This is a genomic window from Cellulomonas sp. NEAU-ZC6 (assembly GCF_056844425.1).
Genome location: NZ_JBXFYH010000001.1, coordinates 397,170 through 413,862, shown reverse-complemented (window position 1 = coordinate 413,862; position 16,693 = coordinate 397,170). Strand labels below are relative to the sequence as shown.

General features: G+C 76.0%; 22 protein-coding genes. 14 read left to right on the top strand and 8 right to left on the bottom strand.

Going from position 1 to position 16,693, the window contains the following annotated elements:
* Positions 1–25: 25 nt before the first annotated feature.
* Positions 26–607, bottom strand: coding sequence for a GNAT family N-acetyltransferase (locus AC1050_RS01880; RefSeq protein WP_482385685.1), 582 nt, complete (start codon positions 605–607; stop codon positions 26–28).
* Between the two features lie 96 nt (positions 608–703).
* Here AC1050_RS01880 and AC1050_RS01875 point away from each other — a divergent pair, with 96 nt between their 5' ends.
* From AC1050_RS01875 to AC1050_RS01860, 4 genes are all read left to right on the top strand, one after another.
* The gene (locus AC1050_RS01875) at positions 704–2,128 is read left to right on the top strand and encodes an outer membrane protein assembly factor BamB family protein (protein ID WP_482385684.1); all 1,425 of its coding nucleotides are present in this window, start codon (positions 704–706) and stop codon (positions 2,126–2,128) included.
* Between the two features lie 96 nt (positions 2,129–2,224).
* Positions 2,225–2,851 carry a phosphatase PAP2 family protein gene (locus AC1050_RS01870; RefSeq protein ID WP_482385683.1) on the top strand — a complete coding sequence of 209 codons (627 nt, stop codon included), beginning with the start codon at positions 2,225–2,227 and terminating at the stop codon, positions 2,849–2,851.
* 76 nt (positions 2,852–2,927) lie between these two features.
* Positions 2,928–3,854 (top strand): hypothetical protein, encoded by a 927-nt coding sequence (locus tag AC1050_RS01865; protein ID WP_482385682.1) that lies wholly within the window; start codon positions 2,928–2,930, stop codon positions 3,852–3,854.
* Positions 3,851–4,264, top strand: a complete 414-nt coding sequence (locus tag AC1050_RS01860) for a GntR family transcriptional regulator (protein ID WP_482385681.1) — start codon at positions 3,851–3,853, stop codon at positions 4,262–4,264. Before AC1050_RS01865 ends, AC1050_RS01860 begins: the two co-directional genes overlap by 4 nt.
* Before the next feature lie 17 nt (positions 4,265–4,281).
* Here the strand turns inward: AC1050_RS01860 and arr are convergent, their stop codons facing one another.
* On the bottom strand, positions 4,282–4,692 hold the full coding sequence (arr, locus tag AC1050_RS01855) for an NAD(+)--rifampin ADP-ribosyltransferase (protein ID WP_482385680.1): 411 nt from the start codon (positions 4,690–4,692) through the stop codon (positions 4,282–4,284).
* 84 nt (positions 4,693–4,776) lie between these two features.
* Here arr and AC1050_RS01850 point away from each other — a divergent pair, with 84 nt between their 5' ends.
* The gene (locus AC1050_RS01850; RefSeq protein WP_482385679.1) at positions 4,777–5,118 is read left to right on the top strand and encodes a YciI family protein; all 342 of its coding nucleotides are present in this window, start codon (positions 4,777–4,779) and stop codon (positions 5,116–5,118) included.
* A gap of 12 nt (positions 5,119–5,130) precedes the next feature.
* Here AC1050_RS01850 and AC1050_RS01845 read toward each other — a convergent pair whose 3' ends face one another.
* Positions 5,131–5,772, bottom strand: a complete 642-nt coding sequence (locus AC1050_RS01845; RefSeq protein ID WP_482385678.1) for a dihydrofolate reductase family protein — start codon at positions 5,770–5,772, stop codon at positions 5,131–5,133.
* 267 nt (positions 5,773–6,039) lie between these two features.
* Here AC1050_RS01845 and AC1050_RS01840 point away from each other — a divergent pair, with 267 nt between their 5' ends.
* Both AC1050_RS01840 and AC1050_RS01835 read left to right on the top strand, forming a co-directional pair.
* On the top strand, positions 6,040–6,474 hold the full coding sequence (locus tag AC1050_RS01840; RefSeq protein WP_482385677.1) for a VOC family protein: 435 nt from the start codon (positions 6,040–6,042) through the stop codon (positions 6,472–6,474).
* Positions 6,475–6,479: 5 nt separating this feature from the next.
* Entirely contained in the window at positions 6,480–7,121 is a 642-nt protein-coding gene (locus AC1050_RS01835) for a winged helix-turn-helix transcriptional regulator (protein WP_482385676.1), read from the top strand.
* 2 nt (positions 7,122–7,123) lie between these two features.
* Here the strand turns inward: AC1050_RS01835 and AC1050_RS01830 are convergent, their stop codons facing one another.
* Entirely contained in the window at positions 7,124–7,294 is a 171-nt protein-coding gene (locus tag AC1050_RS01830; RefSeq protein WP_482385675.1) for a DUF1059 domain-containing protein, read from the bottom strand.
* Positions 7,295–7,357: 63 nt separating this feature from the next.
* On the bottom strand, positions 7,358–8,461 hold the full coding sequence (locus AC1050_RS01825; protein WP_482385674.1) for an EAL domain-containing protein: 1,104 nt from the start codon (positions 8,459–8,461) through the stop codon (positions 7,358–7,360).
* A gap of 189 nt (positions 8,462–8,650) precedes the next feature.
* Between AC1050_RS01825 and AC1050_RS01820 the strand changes: the two genes are divergently transcribed.
* The 6 genes from AC1050_RS01820 (at position 8,651) to AC1050_RS01795 (ending at position 13,535) form a co-directional block, all read left to right on the top strand.
* Complete coding sequence (locus AC1050_RS01820) at positions 8,651–8,986, top strand: ArsR/SmtB family transcription factor (protein ID WP_482385673.1); 336 nt, start codon at positions 8,651–8,653, stop codon at positions 8,984–8,986.
* Positions 8,983–9,474 carry an SRPBCC domain-containing protein gene (locus AC1050_RS01815; protein ID WP_482385672.1) on the top strand — a complete coding sequence of 164 codons (492 nt, stop codon included), beginning with the start codon at positions 8,983–8,985 and terminating at the stop codon, positions 9,472–9,474. The genes AC1050_RS01820 and AC1050_RS01815 overlap by 4 nt, the downstream gene beginning before the upstream one ends.
* Complete coding sequence (locus AC1050_RS01810) at positions 9,471–10,094, top strand: dihydrofolate reductase family protein (protein WP_482385671.1); 624 nt, start codon at positions 9,471–9,473, stop codon at positions 10,092–10,094. The genes AC1050_RS01815 and AC1050_RS01810 overlap by 4 nt, the downstream gene beginning before the upstream one ends.
* A gap of 114 nt (positions 10,095–10,208) precedes the next feature.
* On the top strand, positions 10,209–11,519 hold the full coding sequence (locus AC1050_RS01805) for an MFS transporter (protein WP_482385670.1): 1,311 nt from the start codon (positions 10,209–10,211) through the stop codon (positions 11,517–11,519).
* 33 nt (positions 11,520–11,552) lie between these two features.
* Positions 11,553–12,527, top strand: a complete 975-nt coding sequence (locus AC1050_RS01800) for a MerR family transcriptional regulator (protein ID WP_482385669.1) — start codon at positions 11,553–11,555, stop codon at positions 12,525–12,527.
* 162 nt (positions 12,528–12,689) lie between these two features.
* The gene (locus AC1050_RS01795; RefSeq protein ID WP_482385668.1) at positions 12,690–13,535 is read left to right on the top strand and encodes a glycosyltransferase family 2 protein; all 846 of its coding nucleotides are present in this window, start codon (positions 12,690–12,692) and stop codon (positions 13,533–13,535) included.
* Here AC1050_RS01795 and AC1050_RS01790 read toward each other — a convergent pair.
* Positions 13,495–13,767, bottom strand: coding sequence for a helix-turn-helix transcriptional regulator (locus AC1050_RS01790; RefSeq protein WP_482385667.1), 273 nt, complete (start codon positions 13,765–13,767; stop codon positions 13,495–13,497). The two genes, AC1050_RS01795 and AC1050_RS01790, sit on opposite strands and share 41 nt — an antisense overlap.
* A 64-nt stretch (positions 13,768–13,831) precedes the next feature.
* Between AC1050_RS01790 and map the strand changes: the two genes are divergently transcribed.
* Positions 13,832–14,602, top strand: coding sequence for a type I methionyl aminopeptidase (gene map, locus AC1050_RS01785; protein ID WP_482385666.1), 771 nt, complete (start codon positions 13,832–13,834; stop codon positions 14,600–14,602).
* Here map and AC1050_RS01780 read toward each other — a convergent pair.
* Positions 14,586–15,440, bottom strand: a complete 855-nt coding sequence (locus tag AC1050_RS01780; protein ID WP_482385665.1) for a phosphotransferase family protein — start codon at positions 15,438–15,440, stop codon at positions 14,586–14,588. The two genes, map and AC1050_RS01780, sit on opposite strands and share 17 nt — an antisense overlap.
* Complete coding sequence (locus AC1050_RS01775; RefSeq protein WP_482385664.1) at positions 15,437–16,648, bottom strand: RNA polymerase sigma factor; 1,212 nt, start codon at positions 16,646–16,648, stop codon at positions 15,437–15,439. Before AC1050_RS01775 ends, AC1050_RS01780 begins: the two co-directional genes overlap by 4 nt.
* Between the last annotated feature and the right edge of the window lie 45 nt (positions 16,649–16,693).

Here is a 16,693-nt window from a genome sequence, read left to right as displayed (position 1 = left end):
CCCGGCCGTCGGGTCCGGGGCGGCGTCAGGTCGCCGGCTGGACCGTCGTCCGCATCACGGTCTTGCTCTTTCCGATGTGCCGCTCGAAGACGAAACCGGCCTCCTCGAACATGCTGCGCGTGACGTTGTGCAGGAACGAGGACGAGGTCCGCTTGCCCGGCGGGAGCTCGTTCGGGAACGACACCACCTCGCCACCACCGGCCTGGGCGATCAGCCCGAGAGCGCCGTGCAGCGCCTCGAGCGCGACGCCGTGGCGGCGGTGGTCCCGGTCGACGAAGAAGCAGGTGATCCGCCACGGGGCGGGGTGCGTCTCGCCGGCGTCGTACTGCTTGCGGTGGTAGATCCCGGGCAGCTCGGTCGGGCTGCCGTACTGGCACCAGGCGATCGCCTGCTCGCCGTCGAACACGAGCGCGGCGTGGGCGACGCCCTCGTCGACGAGCCGCCGCTTGAACGTGGGCCCGTCGTGGTCGTGCTTGACCGTGCTCGAGGTGTCGCCGTGGAAGTAGCTGCAGTAGCAGCCGCCCCAGACGCCGTTGTGCTTCTCGGCGAGCGCCAGCCACGCGGGGAACGTCTCCGGCGTCAGCGGCTTGATGACGTGGTCGGCCATCCCCCGATCCTGGTACTGCGGCCCGGTCGAGCGGAAGACGCACGACGCTCCGCGAGCGGGCACATCGCGCCTCGCCTGCCCGTAGAGTCCCCGCTCATGGGGGCGGGACGCATGGCCGAGGTGCAGCTCGACGACGATCCCGCGCCGGGGGCGCACACCCCGCGGCGGGCGGTGGCCGCCACGCGCGCGCGGAGGCTGCTCCGGCGGTGGTGGCCGGTGCCGGCCCTCGTGGTCCTCGCCGCCGCGGCCTGGCAGGCTGCGGCCGACGGCCGGGCCGAGGACCGGGCGGACGTGCTCCGCGACACCCCCGGGGTGCTCGCCGAGACGGTGACGGCCCCGCTGGAGGCGACGCCCTGGGGCACGAGCGACGCCCTGGGACTCCTGATGTCCGGGACCCGGACCGAGGACGACCTCGTCGCAGGGGTGCTGGTCCCGGGGACGGGCACCCCGGCGTCGGTGGTCGCCCTGCACCCGGACACGGGAGACGTGGCGTGGCAGGCCGAGATCGGAGTGCTGCCTGACGACACCGGCTACACGCACGCGGCGTCCTGCACCTCGGGCACGCCCGCACCCGCGGCGACCCTGTGGTGCACCGTGATCGACGGTCCGGCGAGTGACGCCGGCCCCGTCATGACGAGCCTGGTCGAGGTCGACCTGGACGCGCGTGCGGTCGCCGGCTCCCGCGCGCTGCCTCCGCACGCCGAGGCGACGGTCGTCCGCGACACGCTCGTGGTCGGCACCGAGCAGGACGGCGCGGTCTTGCTCGTCGGCAGCGACCTCGTGGACGGCTCCGAGCGGTGGCGCACCGAGGTGCCGGACGCCGTCTCGCCGTCGATCCATAACGGGTGGCTCGTCGCGCCGGGCGATCACGTGCTCGTCCACGGTGCCTCGGGGACGTGGGCGGTCGACCCCGACGACGGCCGGGTGCAGGCCCGGGAGGACGGCCTGTACGTCGCCCGGGGTGACGGGCTGGTGGGCGTCCCGAGCTCGGGCGGCATGCGCGTCCGGCTCCTCGGGACGGACGGCGCGGGCACCGCGACGGTCTCCGGGTTCCCGGTCCCCGTGTCGCCGGACGACGGCTCGGCCCCGTCGGTCCAGCCGGTGTCGGCGACCGACGGCTCCGGCAGCGTGCTGCGGGGCGTCGACACCGCGACCGGGGCGGCGCGGTGGGAACGCGGGGTCGAGTCCGGTCCCCGCAGCGGCTACCTGCTGCTCGACGGCGTCCTGTACGGCAGCGACCTGACGACCGCGTGGGCCGTCGACGCCGGGACGGGGGCCGAGCGGTGGACGACATCGGCGGCGCTCACGGAGGGTTCCGAGCTGATGACCGACGGCCGCCACCTCCTGCGCGCGGAGCGCGAGGGCGACGCCGGCGGGCTCGTGCTGTCCGCGTACGCGCTCGACACCGGCCGCCGGATCTGGACGACGCCGGTTCCTGAGGGGGTCGAGCGGCTGTGGCCGTGGGACGGCGTCCTGTACGGCTACTCCGGCGACGGCCGGGAGATGTTCCGGTTGCACTGATCGCACGCGGACCACGTCCGCGGTCGGACGCCGAGCCGCGCGACGTCCGACCGCGGTCGGATGTCGCGACCGGGGCCGCGGCCTAGCGTCGGCGACGTGCTCACGTCTCGTCAGGTCCCGACCGCCCCGCTCGCCACCCTCGGCGTCCTCGTCGCCGTCGCCCTGCTGCTGCCGTTCCCCGGGAGCCTCAGCGTGGTCGTCTCCCGCTGGGCTGTCGCCTCGTCCGCGGGGCTGCCGATGATCGACCTGGTCTCGCTCGGGGCTCTCGGGCTCCTCGCCGCCGGCGTCGTCGTGACGGCGGTCCGTGCCTGGCGTCGGCACCCCGGCCGCTTGCCCGCCGTGCTCGGCGCCGCGGCGGGGGTCGTCCTCGCCTACGGCACCAGCGAGGCCGCCAAGGTGCTCCTCGTCCAGGGGCGTCCCTGCGCGCGGTGGGACGGTGTCCCGCACTGCCCTCCCGCCGGGGACTGGTCGCTGCCGTCGAACCACGCGACCGTCGCGTTCGCAGCGGTCGTGGTGATCGCGGTCGCGGCGCGATCGACGTGGGCGACGTGGGCCGCGGTGGTGGTCGCGCTGCTGGCGGCGGCGGGCCGGGTGCTCGAGGGGGTCCACTACCCGCACGACGTCGCCCTGGGTGCGGTCGTCGGCCTGTCGGTGGCCGCCGGGGCGGCGTGGTGCGGAGCGGTGCTGCGGCGCCGCGCGGAAGGGCACGCCGTGCCGGCGTAGCCGGACACGAGGAGGCGTGGACGCGCACCCGGCTCTCTGATTCAATGAGGCAACGCATTGAGTCATTGGAGGCACCGTGTCAGCTCTCGTCCTCGTCGCCCTGCTCGGACTGACGGTGGTCGCCGTCGTGCTCGTGGTCGCACTCCTGTCGAGCTCCGGCGCAGGGCCCGCCCCGGACCGGCCGGCGGTGGCGGCTGCGGCCCAGCGCCACGAGACGCGCGTGTCGGTCGCCGCCGCCGTGGTGAGCGCGGCGGCGACCGCGGCCGTCCTGATGGCACCCGCGATGCCGCTGTCCCGGGGCGACGAGCAGCGATCGCCGTTCTTCGCGCTCGGCGCCGCCACCGCGCCGTACCTCGCCGCGGTGCTGCTCTGCCTGGTCCGCGCGCTCGGCGAGCGCACCTGGCCCCGCCCGCGGGGCGCCGTGCGGACCGCGGCCCTGCACCGCCGCACCCTCCGGGACACGGGTGGCTGGCGCCTCACGGTGCTCGCCGCCACCGTCGGTACCGGGATGCTCGCGCTCCTGGTCTACGGGGCGACCTCGATGCCGGACGGCCAGCGGGTCGCCACCCTCGTGACGACGCGCGACGGCGACCTGGTCGAGTGGGGATCCGCCGGCCCGTACCCCGGGTGGTACTACGGCGTCCCGATCGCCGTCGGGCTCGTCTGCGTGTGCGCCGCGGTGCTGCTGTCGCTGCGCACCGTCACGCGACGGCCGCCCCTCCCCCACCTGCCGGCCGAGCACGACGACGCCGTGCGCCGGGTCGCAGCGGCTCGCGTGCTCGCCGGTGCGCAGCTGTGGACCGGCACCGGGGTGGGGCTGACGATGCTGTTCGCGGCGCTGGCGCTGCGCAGCACGGAGCACGCGGTGGGCGCCGCCCTCTCCGCCGGCGTCGGCGGAGTGCTCGTCCTCGGTTCGGTGGTCGTCGCGGCCACGGCGGTACCGCGCCCGCGGGCTCCCGGCGCCCGTGCCGGCCGGGAGGTCCTCGACGGGGCACCGGCGTGACGGAGCTCCGGGTCGACCTCGACGCCCCGACCCCGGTCTACGAGCAGATCCGTGCGCAGCTGGCGGCCCTCGTCGCCGTCGGGTCGCTCCTGCCGGGTGCGCGGCTGCCCGCGTCCCGCGACCTGGCGCGCGACCTCGGGGTCGCGGTCGGGACCGTCCAGCGCGCCTACCGCGAGCTCGAGGCATCGGGGGTCGTGCACTCGCGGCGACGCACGGGGACGGTCGTGGCGGAGGGTGCGGTCCGACCCGGGGGCCCGGCACCGGCCGGGAGGACGGCGCACGGCCACGACCTGCTCGGCGACGTCCGGGCCCTGGTCGCCCGCGGCCGGGCCGAGGGCCTCGACGACGCGGAGCTGCTCCTGCTGGTCCGGGGGGTGCAGGCCGACGCCCCGGTGCCCTCGGCGACGTAGCCGCCCGGTGGTGCGCCTCAGTTGATGATCTCGCCCCGCTGGTCCGCACGCAGCGCGGCGAGGCGCTCCCGCCATGTCGCCAGGGCCTCGGGCGTCAGGCGCGTCCACCGGGTGACCTCGCCGACGACCCGGAGCGGTGCGCCGCTGCGGTAGGACCGCGTCGGGTTGCCCGGGAACCTCTTGTCGGTGACGTTCGGGTCGTCCTCGTACGGCCCGGTGGGCTCGACCTCGTAGACGCGGGGCGCTCCGGCTCCCGCCGCGAGCTCCGCCGCGAGCCCCGCGCCGTCGACGAGCGCCGTGAAGTAGACGTGGTTCATGACGACCTCGGGCCGGTAGTTCGACCGGAAGCCCGCGGTCAGGAGGTCCCCGGTGCGCAGGTCGGCCTTCGTGCCGTGGAAGAACGGACCCTCGTCCAGCGCGCTGCTCACGACGCCAGGCTAGGCGCTGCCGCGCCGGCGGCGCCCTATCCTGGGCCCGCCAGGCACGAGCACCCCGGACGACGGAGTTCACCGATGCGCCGCTACCTGATCTCGTTCGACGACGGTGCGATGGACCACATCCCCGACGTGGACATGCCCGAGGTGGGCGCCGCGTCGCACGCCGTCGTGCAGGAGGCCAAGGACGCGGGCGTGTGGGTCTTCGGCGGCGGGCTGCTGCGGCAGCGTGCGTCGCTGGTCGATCCCGACGGGACGGTGACGGACGGCCCCTCGCCGGAGACCAAGGCCGTCGTCGGCGGCTTCGCGATCATCGAGGTGCCCGCCCGCGAGGACGCCGTGCACTGGGCGGCACGGATCGCCCGTGGCTGCCGCTGCACGCAGGAGGTCCGGGAGATCATGTTCGACCCGGAGTCCTAGGGCGGCTCCGCGTCACGGCCGGGTGAACGTGAGGTGCGTGACCCCGCTCGGGGTGGAGACGGCTTCGACGTCGTAGTCGGCCTCCAGCGCCTCGAGCCCGTCCCACAGCCGCACCCCGCGTCCGAGGACGATCGGCACCTGGGCCACGTGGACGTGGTCGACGAGCCCGGCGGCGATGAAGTCGCGGGCGACGGTCGGTCCCCCGCCGATCCGGACGTCCTGGCCACCCGCTGCCTCCCGCGCGACGCGGAGCGCCTCCGCCCGTGGTGCGTCGAGGAAGTGGAACGTCGTCCCGCCGGCCATCTCGACGGGCGGTCGCGGCCGGTGGGTGAGCACGAAGGTCGGGGTGCGGAACGGCGGGGTCGCACCCCACCAGCCCGTCCAGCCGGGGTCGTCCTGCCACCCGGGCGGCCCGAACTTGCCGGCGCCCATGATCTCGGCGCCGATCCCCGGCTCGTGCCGCCGCGCGATCGCGTCGTCCACGCCGTCGGCACCACCCGTGCGCCCGAGCATCGTCGCGCCGAACCGGGTGGCGAACATCCACTCGTGCAGGCGCTCCCCGGCATGCCCCATGGGCTGCTCCAGCGACTGGCCCTCGCCGGCGGCGAAGCCGTCCAGGGACACCGAGAGGTTGTGGATCCGGGTGCGGCTCATCTGCCGGACGCTAGACCCGACACACGTGCGGACGGAAGGGAGTCAGTGCACCGCCGAGAGCAGGGCGACGACCCCGACGTACGCGAGGACCACGAGCAGCGCGACGCCTGCCGCTGCCGGCCAGCCACGCGCGCCGCGTGGACCAGGTGCGGCATGCGGGCAGTCTCGCAGCACACCGAGGGCGGGTGGGTCTTGACGCCGCACTTGTTTTTCGCAAGTGTGGGCACGTCAGCACGTCAGCACGTGGAGCGTTCGAGGGAGAGCACGATGACCGCGATGTTCGTCAACCTGCCGGTGACCGACCTGGAGCGCGCGAAGGCGTTCTACACGGGCGTCGGGTTCACCATCAACCCGCAGTTCACCGACCACAACGCGGCGTGCGTGGTGGTGGAGGACGACCACGGGTACTTCATGCTCGTCACCCGCGAGTACTTCCAGACGTTCAGCGACCGGCCGGTCGGCGACCCCCGGACGACGGTCTCGGTGGCGACCGCGATCTTCCTGGACAGCCGGGACCAGGTCGACGCCACGGTGACCGCCGGCCTGGCGGCCGGTGGCGTCGAGGAGCGGCCCGCCTCGGACTACGGCTTCATGTACCAGCGCCAGCTGGCCGACCCCGACGGCAACCTGCTCGAGTTCGGCTGGATGGACCCGGTCGCCGCCGAGCACGGCCCCGGGGCCGTGGCGAACCAGCAGGCCTGAGCACCGTGGCCGCGCGCGACTACGGGCAGTACTGCGGGGTCACGCGCGGCCTGGAGCTGGTCGGCGAGCGCTGGGCCCTGCTGATCATCCGCGACCTGCTGGTCGGGCCGCGCCGTTACGGCGAGCTCGCCGCGGGCCTCCCCCGCATCCCGAGCAACGTCCTGGCGGCCCGGCTCAAGGAGCTGCAGGAGGCCGGGGTGATCCGGCGCGCTCCGCGCTCCCGGGTGGTCGTCTACGAGCTCACGCCGTACGGGCGCGAGCTGGAGCCCGTCGTGCTCGCGCTCGGCGCCTGGGGCTTCAAGGCGCTGGGCGAGCCCCGGGAGGGGCAGGTGATGACCGCCGACGCGATGACGGTCGCGCTGCGGACGGCCTTCCGGCCGGAGGTGGCCGCCGAGCTCCCGCCCACGGCGTACGCGGCGCACCTCGGCGCCGCGGAGCTGCTGGTCCGGGTCGACGGCCCGACCCTCGACATCGCCGGCGGCGACGGCGCCGCCGACCTGGCGTTCGCCGCGGGACCGGGCATCCGCCGGGTGATCTCCGGCGAGCTCGCACCGGACCGCGCCCTCGCGACCGGGGTGGTGGAGGTGCTGGGCGGGAGCGGCGCGCTGCTGCACCGCTTCGCCAGCACCTTCCACCTGGCGGCCTGAGGTCAGGCAGGGACCATCGCGGCGCGGACCTGCGCCACCAGCTCGGCGGGGACCTCGGCCAGGCCGTGGTCGTGCTGGGCGTGCTGCGCCACCTGACCGAGGATCTCGTCCTCGGTGCCGGTGAACGCACGGGCGCAGCCGGGGACGACGTCGCCGCAGCGGAATGCCTTCATGTCACGTCCTTCTCTCGCTGGGCCCGCGGTGCTCGGGCCCGTCTCCAGGCTCATCGGCCGGGACTACCCCGGGACTGAGTCGCAGACCGCCAGGATCACCCGCTCCATCGCGACGGTCCCCAGGACGGCGCCGTTCGGGTCCGTGCAGACCAGCGGGTCCCACCGGCGCAGCTCGTGCCGGAGCAGGGCACGCCGCGCCACGTCGACCACCGGCGCGCTGGGTGCCACGGTCATCGCCGGCACCCACCGGCCGATGTCGTCGCGGACCTCGGCCACCATGCCGTTCTCCCCGACCAGCACGTCGCAGCGCTCCCGGTCCCGGCCCGCCTCCGCGGGGTGGACCAGGCTCGCGATGCTCGACGTCAGCGAGGTGCGGGCCGCCGTGCGGCGGATGTGCGCGACGTCCTCGGCGGGCAGCGCGGGGAGCATCTGCGGCTGCGGCCGGCCCAGCGCCCAGCCCTGCCCGAGCGGCACGCCCAGCCCGATCAGCGCGTCGAGCTCGCCCCGGGTCTCGATGCCCTCCGCGAGGATCCACCCGTCCATCCGGCCGACCAGGTCCCCGAACACCTGGACGAGGGTGCGCTTCACCGGGTCGGCGTCGATGCCGGTCACCAGGGCGCGGTCGAGCTTGACGATGTCCGGCCGGAGCTCCAGCAGCAGCTGCAGGCCGGCGTACCCCGTCCCGGCGTCGTCCATCGCGACGAGGGCGCCCGCCGCCCGCGCCCGGTCCAGCACCGCGCCCGCGCGCCCGGCGTCGTCCACCTGCGTGTGCTCGGTGAGCTCCAGGACCACCCGGGACAGGTCGTCGTGCCGGTCCAGCGCAGCCGCGACCAGGTCGTCCGACAGCAGGTGCGGGTCGACGTTCACGGTGAGGAAGGTGTTCGGCGGCAGGTCGGCCCGCGCCGCGACGGCCTTCTCCAGCACGCGGGCCTGCAGGCGCGGGTTGTGCCCCCAGTGCTGCGCGGCCTCGAACCAGCGGTCGGGCGACGCGCGGAACGGCCCGTCGAACCGCGACAGCAGCTCGTACCCGGTGACGAAGCCGGTCGCGAGCTCGACGATCGGCTGCGCGTGCAGCGCGTGCCGCGCCGGGTCGTCCAGGACGCCCCGCAGCGCGGCGTCCCACCGCGGGTCCTCGACCGTGTCCGGCGCCTCGTCCACCTGGCTCACGACTCCCCTCCCGCTCCGACCCTCACTCCCATCGGCCCCGACGCCCCGAACCTGAGCCCGGGCCTCCCGTTGAAAGCGGATCCCCCCGGGGACGAACCGGTGCAGAAGGACACGACTTCCGCGCTCTCGTCGTCACCTTCCGCCCGAGATACTGTTCTTCGCGGCACAGTTTCTGGCATGCTGTTCCTCATGGCACACCATCCGGACGCGCTCGACGAGGTGCTCGTCGCGCTGGCCGACCCGACCCGGCGCGCCGTCGTCCGGTACCTCGGGCGGGGTCCCGCCGCCGTCAGCGAGCTCGCCCGCCCGCACGACATCACGCTGTCGTCGTTCATGAAGCACGTGCGGACGCTCGAGCGCTGCGGGCTGATCCGGACCGCGAAGTCCGGCCGGGTCCGCACCTGCACGCTCAACCGCGAGCGCCTCGCGCTGGTCGACGACTGGCTCGCCGAGCAGCGCGCGCTCTGGGAGAGCCGTACCGACCGGCTCGAGCACCTCGTCACCCACCTGGAGGAGACCCCGTGACCACGCTCTCGATCGACCCCGCGCTCGACCTGACGCTGCACCGCGTGATGCGGGCCCCGTGCCGCGACGTCTGGCGCGCGTGGACGGAGCCGGCGCTGCTGGAGCGGTGGTGGGTGCCCGCCCCGACGCGCGCCCGGGTCGACCGGCTCGAGGTCCGGCCCGGCGGCGCGTTCGTCACGCGGATGAGCGACGACGGCGAGACGTTCGTGCCGCACACGGACGGTGTGTTCCTGGTCGTGGAGGCGGAGCGCCGCCTGGTGTTCACCAACGCGCTCGACAGCGCCTGGCGGCCGGCGTGGCCGGAACCGGTGTCGATGACGGCCGAGATCGTCCTCGCCGAGCACCCGGACGGCACCGACTACCGGGTGGTCGTGCGCCACGGGGACCCGGCGCACCGGGACCGCCACGAGGAGCTCGGGTTCTTCGAGGGCTGGGGCTCCGTCACCGAGGCCCTCGCGGTGCTGGTCGAGGGCGGCGCGGCGGCATGAGGGTCACCGTCACCCAGTTCGTCACGCTGGACGGGGTCAGCCAGGGTCCCGGCTCCGCCGACGAGGACCCGAGCGACGGCTTCCGGCACGGCGGCTGGTTCGTCCCGTACCTGGACGAGGCGTTCGTCCGCCGCGCGTCGGACTGGCTGGACCGGGCCGACGGGCTGCTGCTCGGCCGGCGCACCTACGAGGCGTTCGCGCGGGACTGGCCGCAGATCCCCGAGCCGGACCCGTTCACGGCGCGGATGAACGCGCTGCCGAAGTACGTGGCCAGCACGACGCTGCGGTCGGGGTCGTGGCACCCGACGACCGTCCTGGGCGGCGACGTGGTCACGGCGGTCGCCGCGCTGAGGGGGCGGCCGGGGCGCGAGCTGCAGGTGCACGGCAGCGCCCGCCTCGCGTCGACGCTGCTCGCCGCGGGCCTGGTCGAGACGCTCCGGCTCGCCGTCGCGCCCGTGGCGGTCGGCGATGGCCGTCGGCTGCTCCCCCACCCCGGTGCCGACCTGGGGCTCCGGCTCGTGGAGCACGACGTCACGCCGTCGGGGCTGCTGCTGCTCGAGTACGAGACGACGGGCGCGGCGCCGCTCGCCGAGTACGCCGGGGTGCCGGGCGTCGGCTGACCCGCCGGCCGGACGACCGACCGCCGAGGTCGGGACCCCGACCTGCTGGGGTCGTGGGAGACGGACGTGGCGCGAGGTTGACCCTCGACCCGGTCGAGGCACGACCGTGCCGCCATGACCACCACCGACCTCCCCACGACCGTGCTGCCCCGTCAGTACCTCGTCTGGCTGTCCGGCGTCACCGTCGGACGCCTCGGGGACGCCGTGCTCGCCTTCGCCCTCGGCTGGGCGGCGGCCGGGCACGGCGGGACCACGGCAGCGCTCGCGCTGACCCTCAACGGGCTGCCACGCCTCGTCCTCCTGGTGCTCGGCGGTGCGGTCGCCGACCGGTTCGGGGCCTGCCGCGTCCTGATCGGCGGTGAGACGGCACTCCTCGCGATGACGGCAGCGCTCGCCCTGGTGCTGTCGCGCACCGGGTCCCCGACCGTGCTGCTGCTGGCCGCATCCCTCGCCCTGGGCACGGTGAGCGCGTTCTGCCTCCCGGCCGCCGGGTCGATGCCGAGACGGCTGGTCCCGGACGAGCAGCTCAGCCGGGCCCTGGCCCTGCGCCAGAGCTCGGGCCAGCTCGTCCTCATCCTCGCCGCGCCGCTCGGGGGCGTGCTGGTCGGGACGGTCGGTCTGCCCGCCATCGCCTGGGGCGACGTCGTCGGACTGGGCACCTTGCTGGCCGTGCTCGTCGTCGTCCGGGAGCTGCCCGGTCCCGAGCCGCGCGGTGACGACGGCCCGGCGCCTCGGCTCCGTGGGCTCGACCTGGCCGACGGCCTCCGGGTGGTCGCGCGGACACCTGGTCTGACGGGGGCACTGGTGCTGACCGGCGCCGGGGCGGCTCTGATGCTGCCGGTCCCGTCGCTCCTGGTGCCGCTGGCCGGGCGCGCGGCGGGCTGGGGGTCGGGCTGGACGGGTGCGGCCGCCGGCGCGGTCGGCGCCGGGGTGATCGTCGCAGCTCTCGTCACGACCCGGCGACGACCCGCCACGTCGCCCCGGGGTCCTGGTTCCGGTGCCGCGGGTCTCCTCGTCAGCGCGGCCGGGACCGGTGCGCTCGCCGCCGGCCAGCTGCTCGACGGGGCCGCAGCCGCGACGGTCGCCGTGCTCGGAGCGCTGACGTTCGGCCTCGGCAGCGGCGCCTTCGTCGCTCGGCTCGCGCCGCGCGTCCTGGGGAGCGCGCCCCGGACCCACCTCGCCCGGGTCCAGGCCCTCGTGGGCCTCGCCCAGCTCGTGCCCGTGCTGGTGACGAACACCGTGCTCGGCGCGGTCGCCGAGCGCACCCACCCGGGATGGGCACTGAGCGCGACGGCGGCGGCCCTGGTGGCGACGGCCGCGGGCGCGCGCCGGTGGTCGACCGGCACGACCCGGACCTCCGAAGACGTCGGTCGCCCGGTGGGTCCAGGCGCGACCGTCCCGTCGGGCGAGCGCGGCGCTGCTTGACCCTCACGTGGGTCGAGGGTCCAGAGTGGCTCCGTGCCCGACGACCTGCTCAGCATCGGCGAGCTCGCGCGCGCCGGCGGCCCGTCGGTGAGCGCGCTCCGCTACTACGACGCCGCCGGCGTGCTGCGGCCGGCACACGTCGACCCCGCGACCGGCTACCGCTGGTACACCTCCGCCCAGGTCCACACCGCGCGGCTCGTCGCCAGCCTGCGCCAGGCCGGGCTGCCCGTGGCGGACCTCGTCGCGGTCCTGGCGGCGCCGGACCGCGCGCACGCTGTCCTGGCGCGCCACCGTCGCCGGCTCGAGGAGGACCTGGCGGCCGCCGGCGCCCACCTCGACACCGCGGCCGACATCCTGGCCGAGCCGGGACGTGGCACCGTCGACGCCACCGAGCTCGCGGGCGCGGTCGCCGCCGTCCGGGACGCCGTCGGCGCGGACCCCGAGTGGCCCGCGCTGGCCGGGATCCTGCTCCACCTGGACGGGCCCGTCCTCCGGGTCGTCGCCTGCGACCGTCGTCGTCTCGCCGTCGCGACGATCCCGGTCGGGGAGCCGTCCGGCCCGGAGACCCGGGTGGTCGCGACCCTGGAGCAGCTGGACGCGGCGACGTCCGTGGCAGGCACCGGCGCGATCGCGCTCGGGGCGCGTGTCCTCGACCTTCTCGGGGTATCGGGAGCACCCCTCGACGCCGCGTACCCGGACTACGAGCAGCTCCTGGGGGTGCCGAGGGCGCGGACCGCGACCGCCGCCTCCGACGATCTCGTCGCCGGTGCCGAGCAAGCGGATGACGTCGTCGTCGTCCGCCTCGACGGCGACCGGGTCCGGCTGACCGCACCGCGCGCCAGGGACGTGCACGGCTTCTCCCGCACGTTCCTGCTGGACGCCGTGCGGGCGGCCGGCACCGAACGGGTGCACCTCGCCCTCGAGGACCGCAGATCCGTTCTCAGCGTGTCCCCGAGCGGGCGCCCGGACGACGTCGGTCTGGTGATGCCGGTCCTGCTGCGCGGGTGACGCGGTCCGCGCCGGCCCCGACAGGATCACGGTGCGCCCGGTACCGGGCACGACCGTGACGTCGCCCTGGGTGCAGCCGTAGCCGAGCAGGACCAGGCCGCCGCCGCCGGGGATCGCGCCTTCCTGGGTTGCGCCGGCCCCGGCCGCGTGAGGCACTGGGGCGTGCTCGACGACCCCCACGCGGACCAGCAGGACCGGCCCGGCTCCCCCGGTGTGGAGCGGGACGCGGGCCGGCTGCGGATCTCCCTGGTCGTCCCGGCCCGCGACGAGGCCGACCGCCTGCCCCGCTGCCTCGCGTCCGTCGCGGCGCAGACGCGGCAGCCCGACGAGGTCGTCGTGGTCGACAACGGCAGCAGCGACGCGACGGCCCGCCTCGCCGCGGCGGCGGGCGCCCGGGTGGTGCACGAGCCCGTCCGCGGGATCTGGCCCGCCGCCGCGACCGGCTACGACGCGGCGACCGGGGACGTCATCGCGCGGGTCGACGCGGACACCGTCCTCCCTCCGGACTGGCTGGCGCGCGTCGAGCACCTGATGACGGCCGACCCGGCGTGCGACGCGGTCACCGGGCCCGGCCGGTTCCGCGGGCTGCGCCGGGTGCCCGCCGGGATCGCGCACCTGCTCTACATGCAGACGTACTTCGTGCTGGCGGGGCTCGCGCTCGGCGGGACGCCGGTGTTCGGCTCCGGGTTCGCGGTGCGCGCGTCGGCGTGGCGGGCGGCGCGGACGGCGGTGCACCGGGACGAGGACGTGCACGACGACCTCGACCTGAGCTTCCACCTGCGGCCGGGGTCCGTCCGGTACGACGACGGGCTCGCGGTCTCCATCTCCGCCCGCCCGTTCCGCTCGCCGGGCGGCATGGTGCTGCGGCTCGCTCGCGGCTGGCGGTCGGTGGTCCTGCACTGGCCCCAGCAGGGGCCGTGGCGCGCCGCGGGCGAGCGGGTGCGGGCGCGGGTGCGCGGGCTGGCGGCTAGGACGCCAGCCGCCCGTCGGCGTCCTCCGGCGCGCTGATCTCGGCCCAGACGGCGTCCAGCGACAGCCCGAGCACGGCGGCGATGGCCGCGATGGTCGGGAACGCCGGCGTGGCGACCCGGCCCGTCTCGATCTTGCGCAGCGTCTCCGGCGACACGCCCGCGTCGAGCGCGGTGGTGAGCATCGACCGCTCGCCCCGGGCGCGGCGCAGCAGGGCACCGAGGCGCTGCCCACGGGCGACCTCGTCGGGTGAGAGCGGGAGCCGGACCATGAGCCGATACTAATACCGGGATACTCTTGCCGGGATAGTTGTTGGAAACGGAGGACGCCGCACGATGATCGAGATCCTGAACCCCACCGAGCTGGCCCGCGCCCGGGACACCGGCGCGCTGGTCGCGCACATCCTGCAGACGCTGCAGGGGCGGGCCGCCGTCGGCACGAACCTGCTCGAGATCGACCGGTGGGCCCAGGCCATGATCGTCGAGGCCGGCGCGCAGTCCTGCTACGTCGACTACGCGCCGTCGTTCGGCCGCGGGCCGTTCGGGCACTACATCTGCACCTCGGTGAACGACGCCGTCCTGCACGGGAAGCCGCGGGACCAGGTGCTCGCCGACGGCGACCTGCTGACGCTCGACCTCGCCGTCTCGCTCGGCGGCGTGGTCGCGGACTCCGCGGTGAGCTTCGTGGTCGGGCGCACGCAGCCCGCCGAGAGCCTCGCGCTGATCGAGGTGACGGAGCGCGCGCTGGCCGCGGCGATCGCCGTGGCGGGCCCCGGCGCGCGGATCGGCGACCTGTCGCACGCGATCGGCACCGTGCTCGACGGCGCCGGGTACCCGATCAACCTCGAGTTCGGCGGCCACGGGGTCGGCTCGACGATGCACCAGGACCCGCACATCTCCAACGCGGGCCGCCCCGGCCGCGGCTTCACGCTCCGGCCCGGACTGCTGCTGGCGATCGAGCCGTGGGTGATGGCGGACACCGACGAGCTGGTCACGGACGCCGACGGCTGGACGCTGCGCAGCGCGACGGGCTGCCGCACCGCGCACAGCGAGCACACCGTCGCGATCACCGAGGACGGCGCCGAGGTGCTCACCCTGCGGGGCTGAGCCCCGCGACGCCGACCCCGAGCAGGGCCGCCAGCCGCCGGGTGTCGTCCAGGTGCCGGTGAGTGCCGACGGGGTACTCCAGGCACCACAGCAGCTGGTGCACGGCGGCGCGGACCCCGACGGGCTCCGGCTCGCCCGGCATGTCGTCCCACAGTGCGGCCCGCGCCGCGTCGGCGTCCGCGGGGCCCGCCCAGGCGCTGTCCCAGTCGAGCACCGCCGCCACGGCCCAGCCGTGCTCGTCGTGCCGGACCAGGACGTTCGCGTGGTGCAGGTCGCCGTGCACCAGGACGGCGCGCTCGGCGTCCCCGAACACGTGGCCGTGCCGGTCCAGCACCTGCTCGGCGACTGCCCGGCGCGCGGGGTCCCCGACCCGGTCGCGGGTGCGGGCGCGGAGCGCGTCGAGCGCGGTGCCGGTCGGGTGGTCGAGGTCCCCGGACCCGGGATACGGCACGCGGCGGAGGCGTTCGAGCACGTCGGTCAGCCCGTCGAGCACCCGGACACGGTCCGCCGCCGCGAGGCGCGGCGCCACCTCCCGCCACGGGCGGCCGTCGACGCGCTCGTAGACCAGGTGCTGCTGCTCTCCGCAAGTCCCGGCGCTGAGCACCCGCGGCACCGGGATGCCGGCGTCCGCCGCGGCGCGCTGGGCGCGGGCCGAGCGCGCGAGCCGCAGGCCGGCTCCCGCGGGCGCGACCTTGACGACCAGCGCCACGCCGTCGGCGTCGACGACGTGCCAGGCGCGGGCTCCCCCGTCGCCGCTCGTCTCGGCGACGACCCGGGCACCCGGACCGACCAGGTCCTCGAGGAGCCCGGCGACCGGGGACTGCCGCGAAGGGTTCACGTGAGCCGCCCTCGGAGCAGCGCACGCTCCCGCGCGTTCCCGCACAGGGCCACGGCGCGCTCGACCTCGGCGCGCGCCTCGTCGACGCACCCGAGCCGCCGCAGCAGCTCGCCGCGGACGCTCGGCAGCAGGTGGGACCCTGGCAGCGCGCCGTCCGCGACCAGCGCGTCGACCAGGACCAGCGCGGCCGCCGGCCCCCGCGCCTGCGCCACCGCGACCGCCCGGTTGAGCTCGACGACCGGCGACGGCGCCAGGCGGCTGAGCGCGTCGTACAGCAGCACCACGCGCTCCCAGTCGGTGGACCCGACGGAGGGCGCCACCGCGTGGCACTCCGCGACGGCCGCCTGCAGCCCGTACGCGCCGAGGCCCTGGCCGACCCGCCCCGCGACCGCCAGCGCAGCCCGGCCGCGGCGGATCGCGGACCGGTCCCAGCGCCGCCGGTCCTGGTCCTCCAGCAGCACCGGGGCGCCGTCGGGGCCGGTGCGGGCGGGGAACCGCGCCGCCGTGAGCTCCAGCAGCGCGAGCAGCCCGTGCACCTCGGTCTCGTCGGGCTGCAGCCGGGCCAGCACCCGGGCGAGCCGCACCGCCTCGTGCGCGAGGTCGGGCCGGATCCAGTCGTCGCCGGACGTCGCCGTGGACCCCTCCGTGAAGATCAGGTAGACCACGGCCAGCACCGCGCCGAGCCGCTCCCGGCGGTCCTCGGCGGACGGGACGGCGAAGGGCACCCGCGCGGCGGTGAGGGTCTTCTTGGCACGGGTGATCCGGGCCTGCACGGTCGCCGTGGGCACCAGGAAGGCGCGGGCGATCTCGTCGCTGCTCAGGCCACCGACCACCCGCAGCGTCAGCGCGACCTGTGCCTCCTGGGACAGCACCGGGTGGCACGCGGTGAACATGAGCGCGAGGACGTCGTCCCCGACCCGGTCCGGGTCCCACAGCAGGTCCGGCTCCGGACCGGCGGGCGCCGCGCCGTCGCGCGGCAGCTCGCGGGCCAGCGCGGCGTACCGCGCGTCGAGGGCGGCCCGCCGCCGGTACGCGTCGACGGCACGGCGCCGGCCCACGGTGACCAGCCAGCCCGCGGGGTTCGCCGGGGCGCCGTCGCGCGGCCAGGTCACCAGCGCCTCGGCGAGGGCCTCCTGCGCCAGGTCCTCGGCGAGCGCGAGGTCGCCGGTGGACCGGGCCAGCGTCGCGACGATGGGGGCGGAGTGCATCCGCCACACCGCCTCGACCGCGGCCCGGCCACCGGACGTGCTCGT

What these genes read in the sequence shown, in the direction of transcription:
- AC1050_RS01830 (WP_482385675.1), bottom strand. Translation starts at nt 7,294, where the DNA reads ATGAAGGCATTCCGCTGCGGCGACGTCGTCCCCGGCTGCGCCCGTGCG.
- AC1050_RS01845 (WP_482385678.1), bottom strand. Translation starts at nt 5,772, where the DNA reads ATGAGCCGCACCCGGATCCACAACCTCTCGGTGTCCCTGGACGGCTTC.
- AC1050_RS01810 (WP_482385671.1), top strand. Translation starts at nt 9,471, where the DNA reads ATGAGGGTCACCGTCACCCAGTTCGTCACGCTGGACGGGGTCAGCCAG.
- AC1050_RS01820 (WP_482385673.1), top strand. Translation starts at nt 8,651, where the DNA reads ATGGCACACCATCCGGACGCGCTCGACGAGGTGCTCGTCGCGCTGGCC.
- AC1050_RS01875 (WP_482385684.1), top strand. Translation starts at nt 704, where the DNA reads ATGGGGGCGGGACGCATGGCCGAGGTGCAGCTCGACGACGATCCCGCG.
- AC1050_RS01790 (WP_482385667.1), bottom strand. Translation starts at nt 13,767, where the DNA reads ATGGTCCGGCTCCCGCTCTCACCCGACGAGGTCGCCCGTGGGCAGCGC.
- AC1050_RS01775 (WP_482385664.1), bottom strand. Translation starts at nt 16,648, where the DNA reads ATGCACTCCGCCCCCATCGTCGCGACGCTGGCCCGGTCCACCGGCGAC.
- AC1050_RS01840 (WP_482385677.1), top strand. Translation starts at nt 6,040, where the DNA reads ATGACCGCGATGTTCGTCAACCTGCCGGTGACCGACCTGGAGCGCGCG.
- map (WP_482385666.1), top strand. Translation starts at nt 13,832, where the DNA reads ATGATCGAGATCCTGAACCCCACCGAGCTGGCCCGCGCCCGGGACACC.
- AC1050_RS01805 (WP_482385670.1), top strand. Translation starts at nt 10,209, where the DNA reads ATGACCACCACCGACCTCCCCACGACCGTGCTGCCCCGTCAGTACCTC.
- AC1050_RS01880 (WP_482385685.1), bottom strand. Translation starts at nt 607, where the DNA reads ATGGCCGACCACGTCATCAAGCCGCTGACGCCGGAGACGTTCCCCGCG.
- AC1050_RS01850 (WP_482385679.1), top strand. Translation starts at nt 4,777, where the DNA reads ATGCGCCGCTACCTGATCTCGTTCGACGACGGTGCGATGGACCACATC.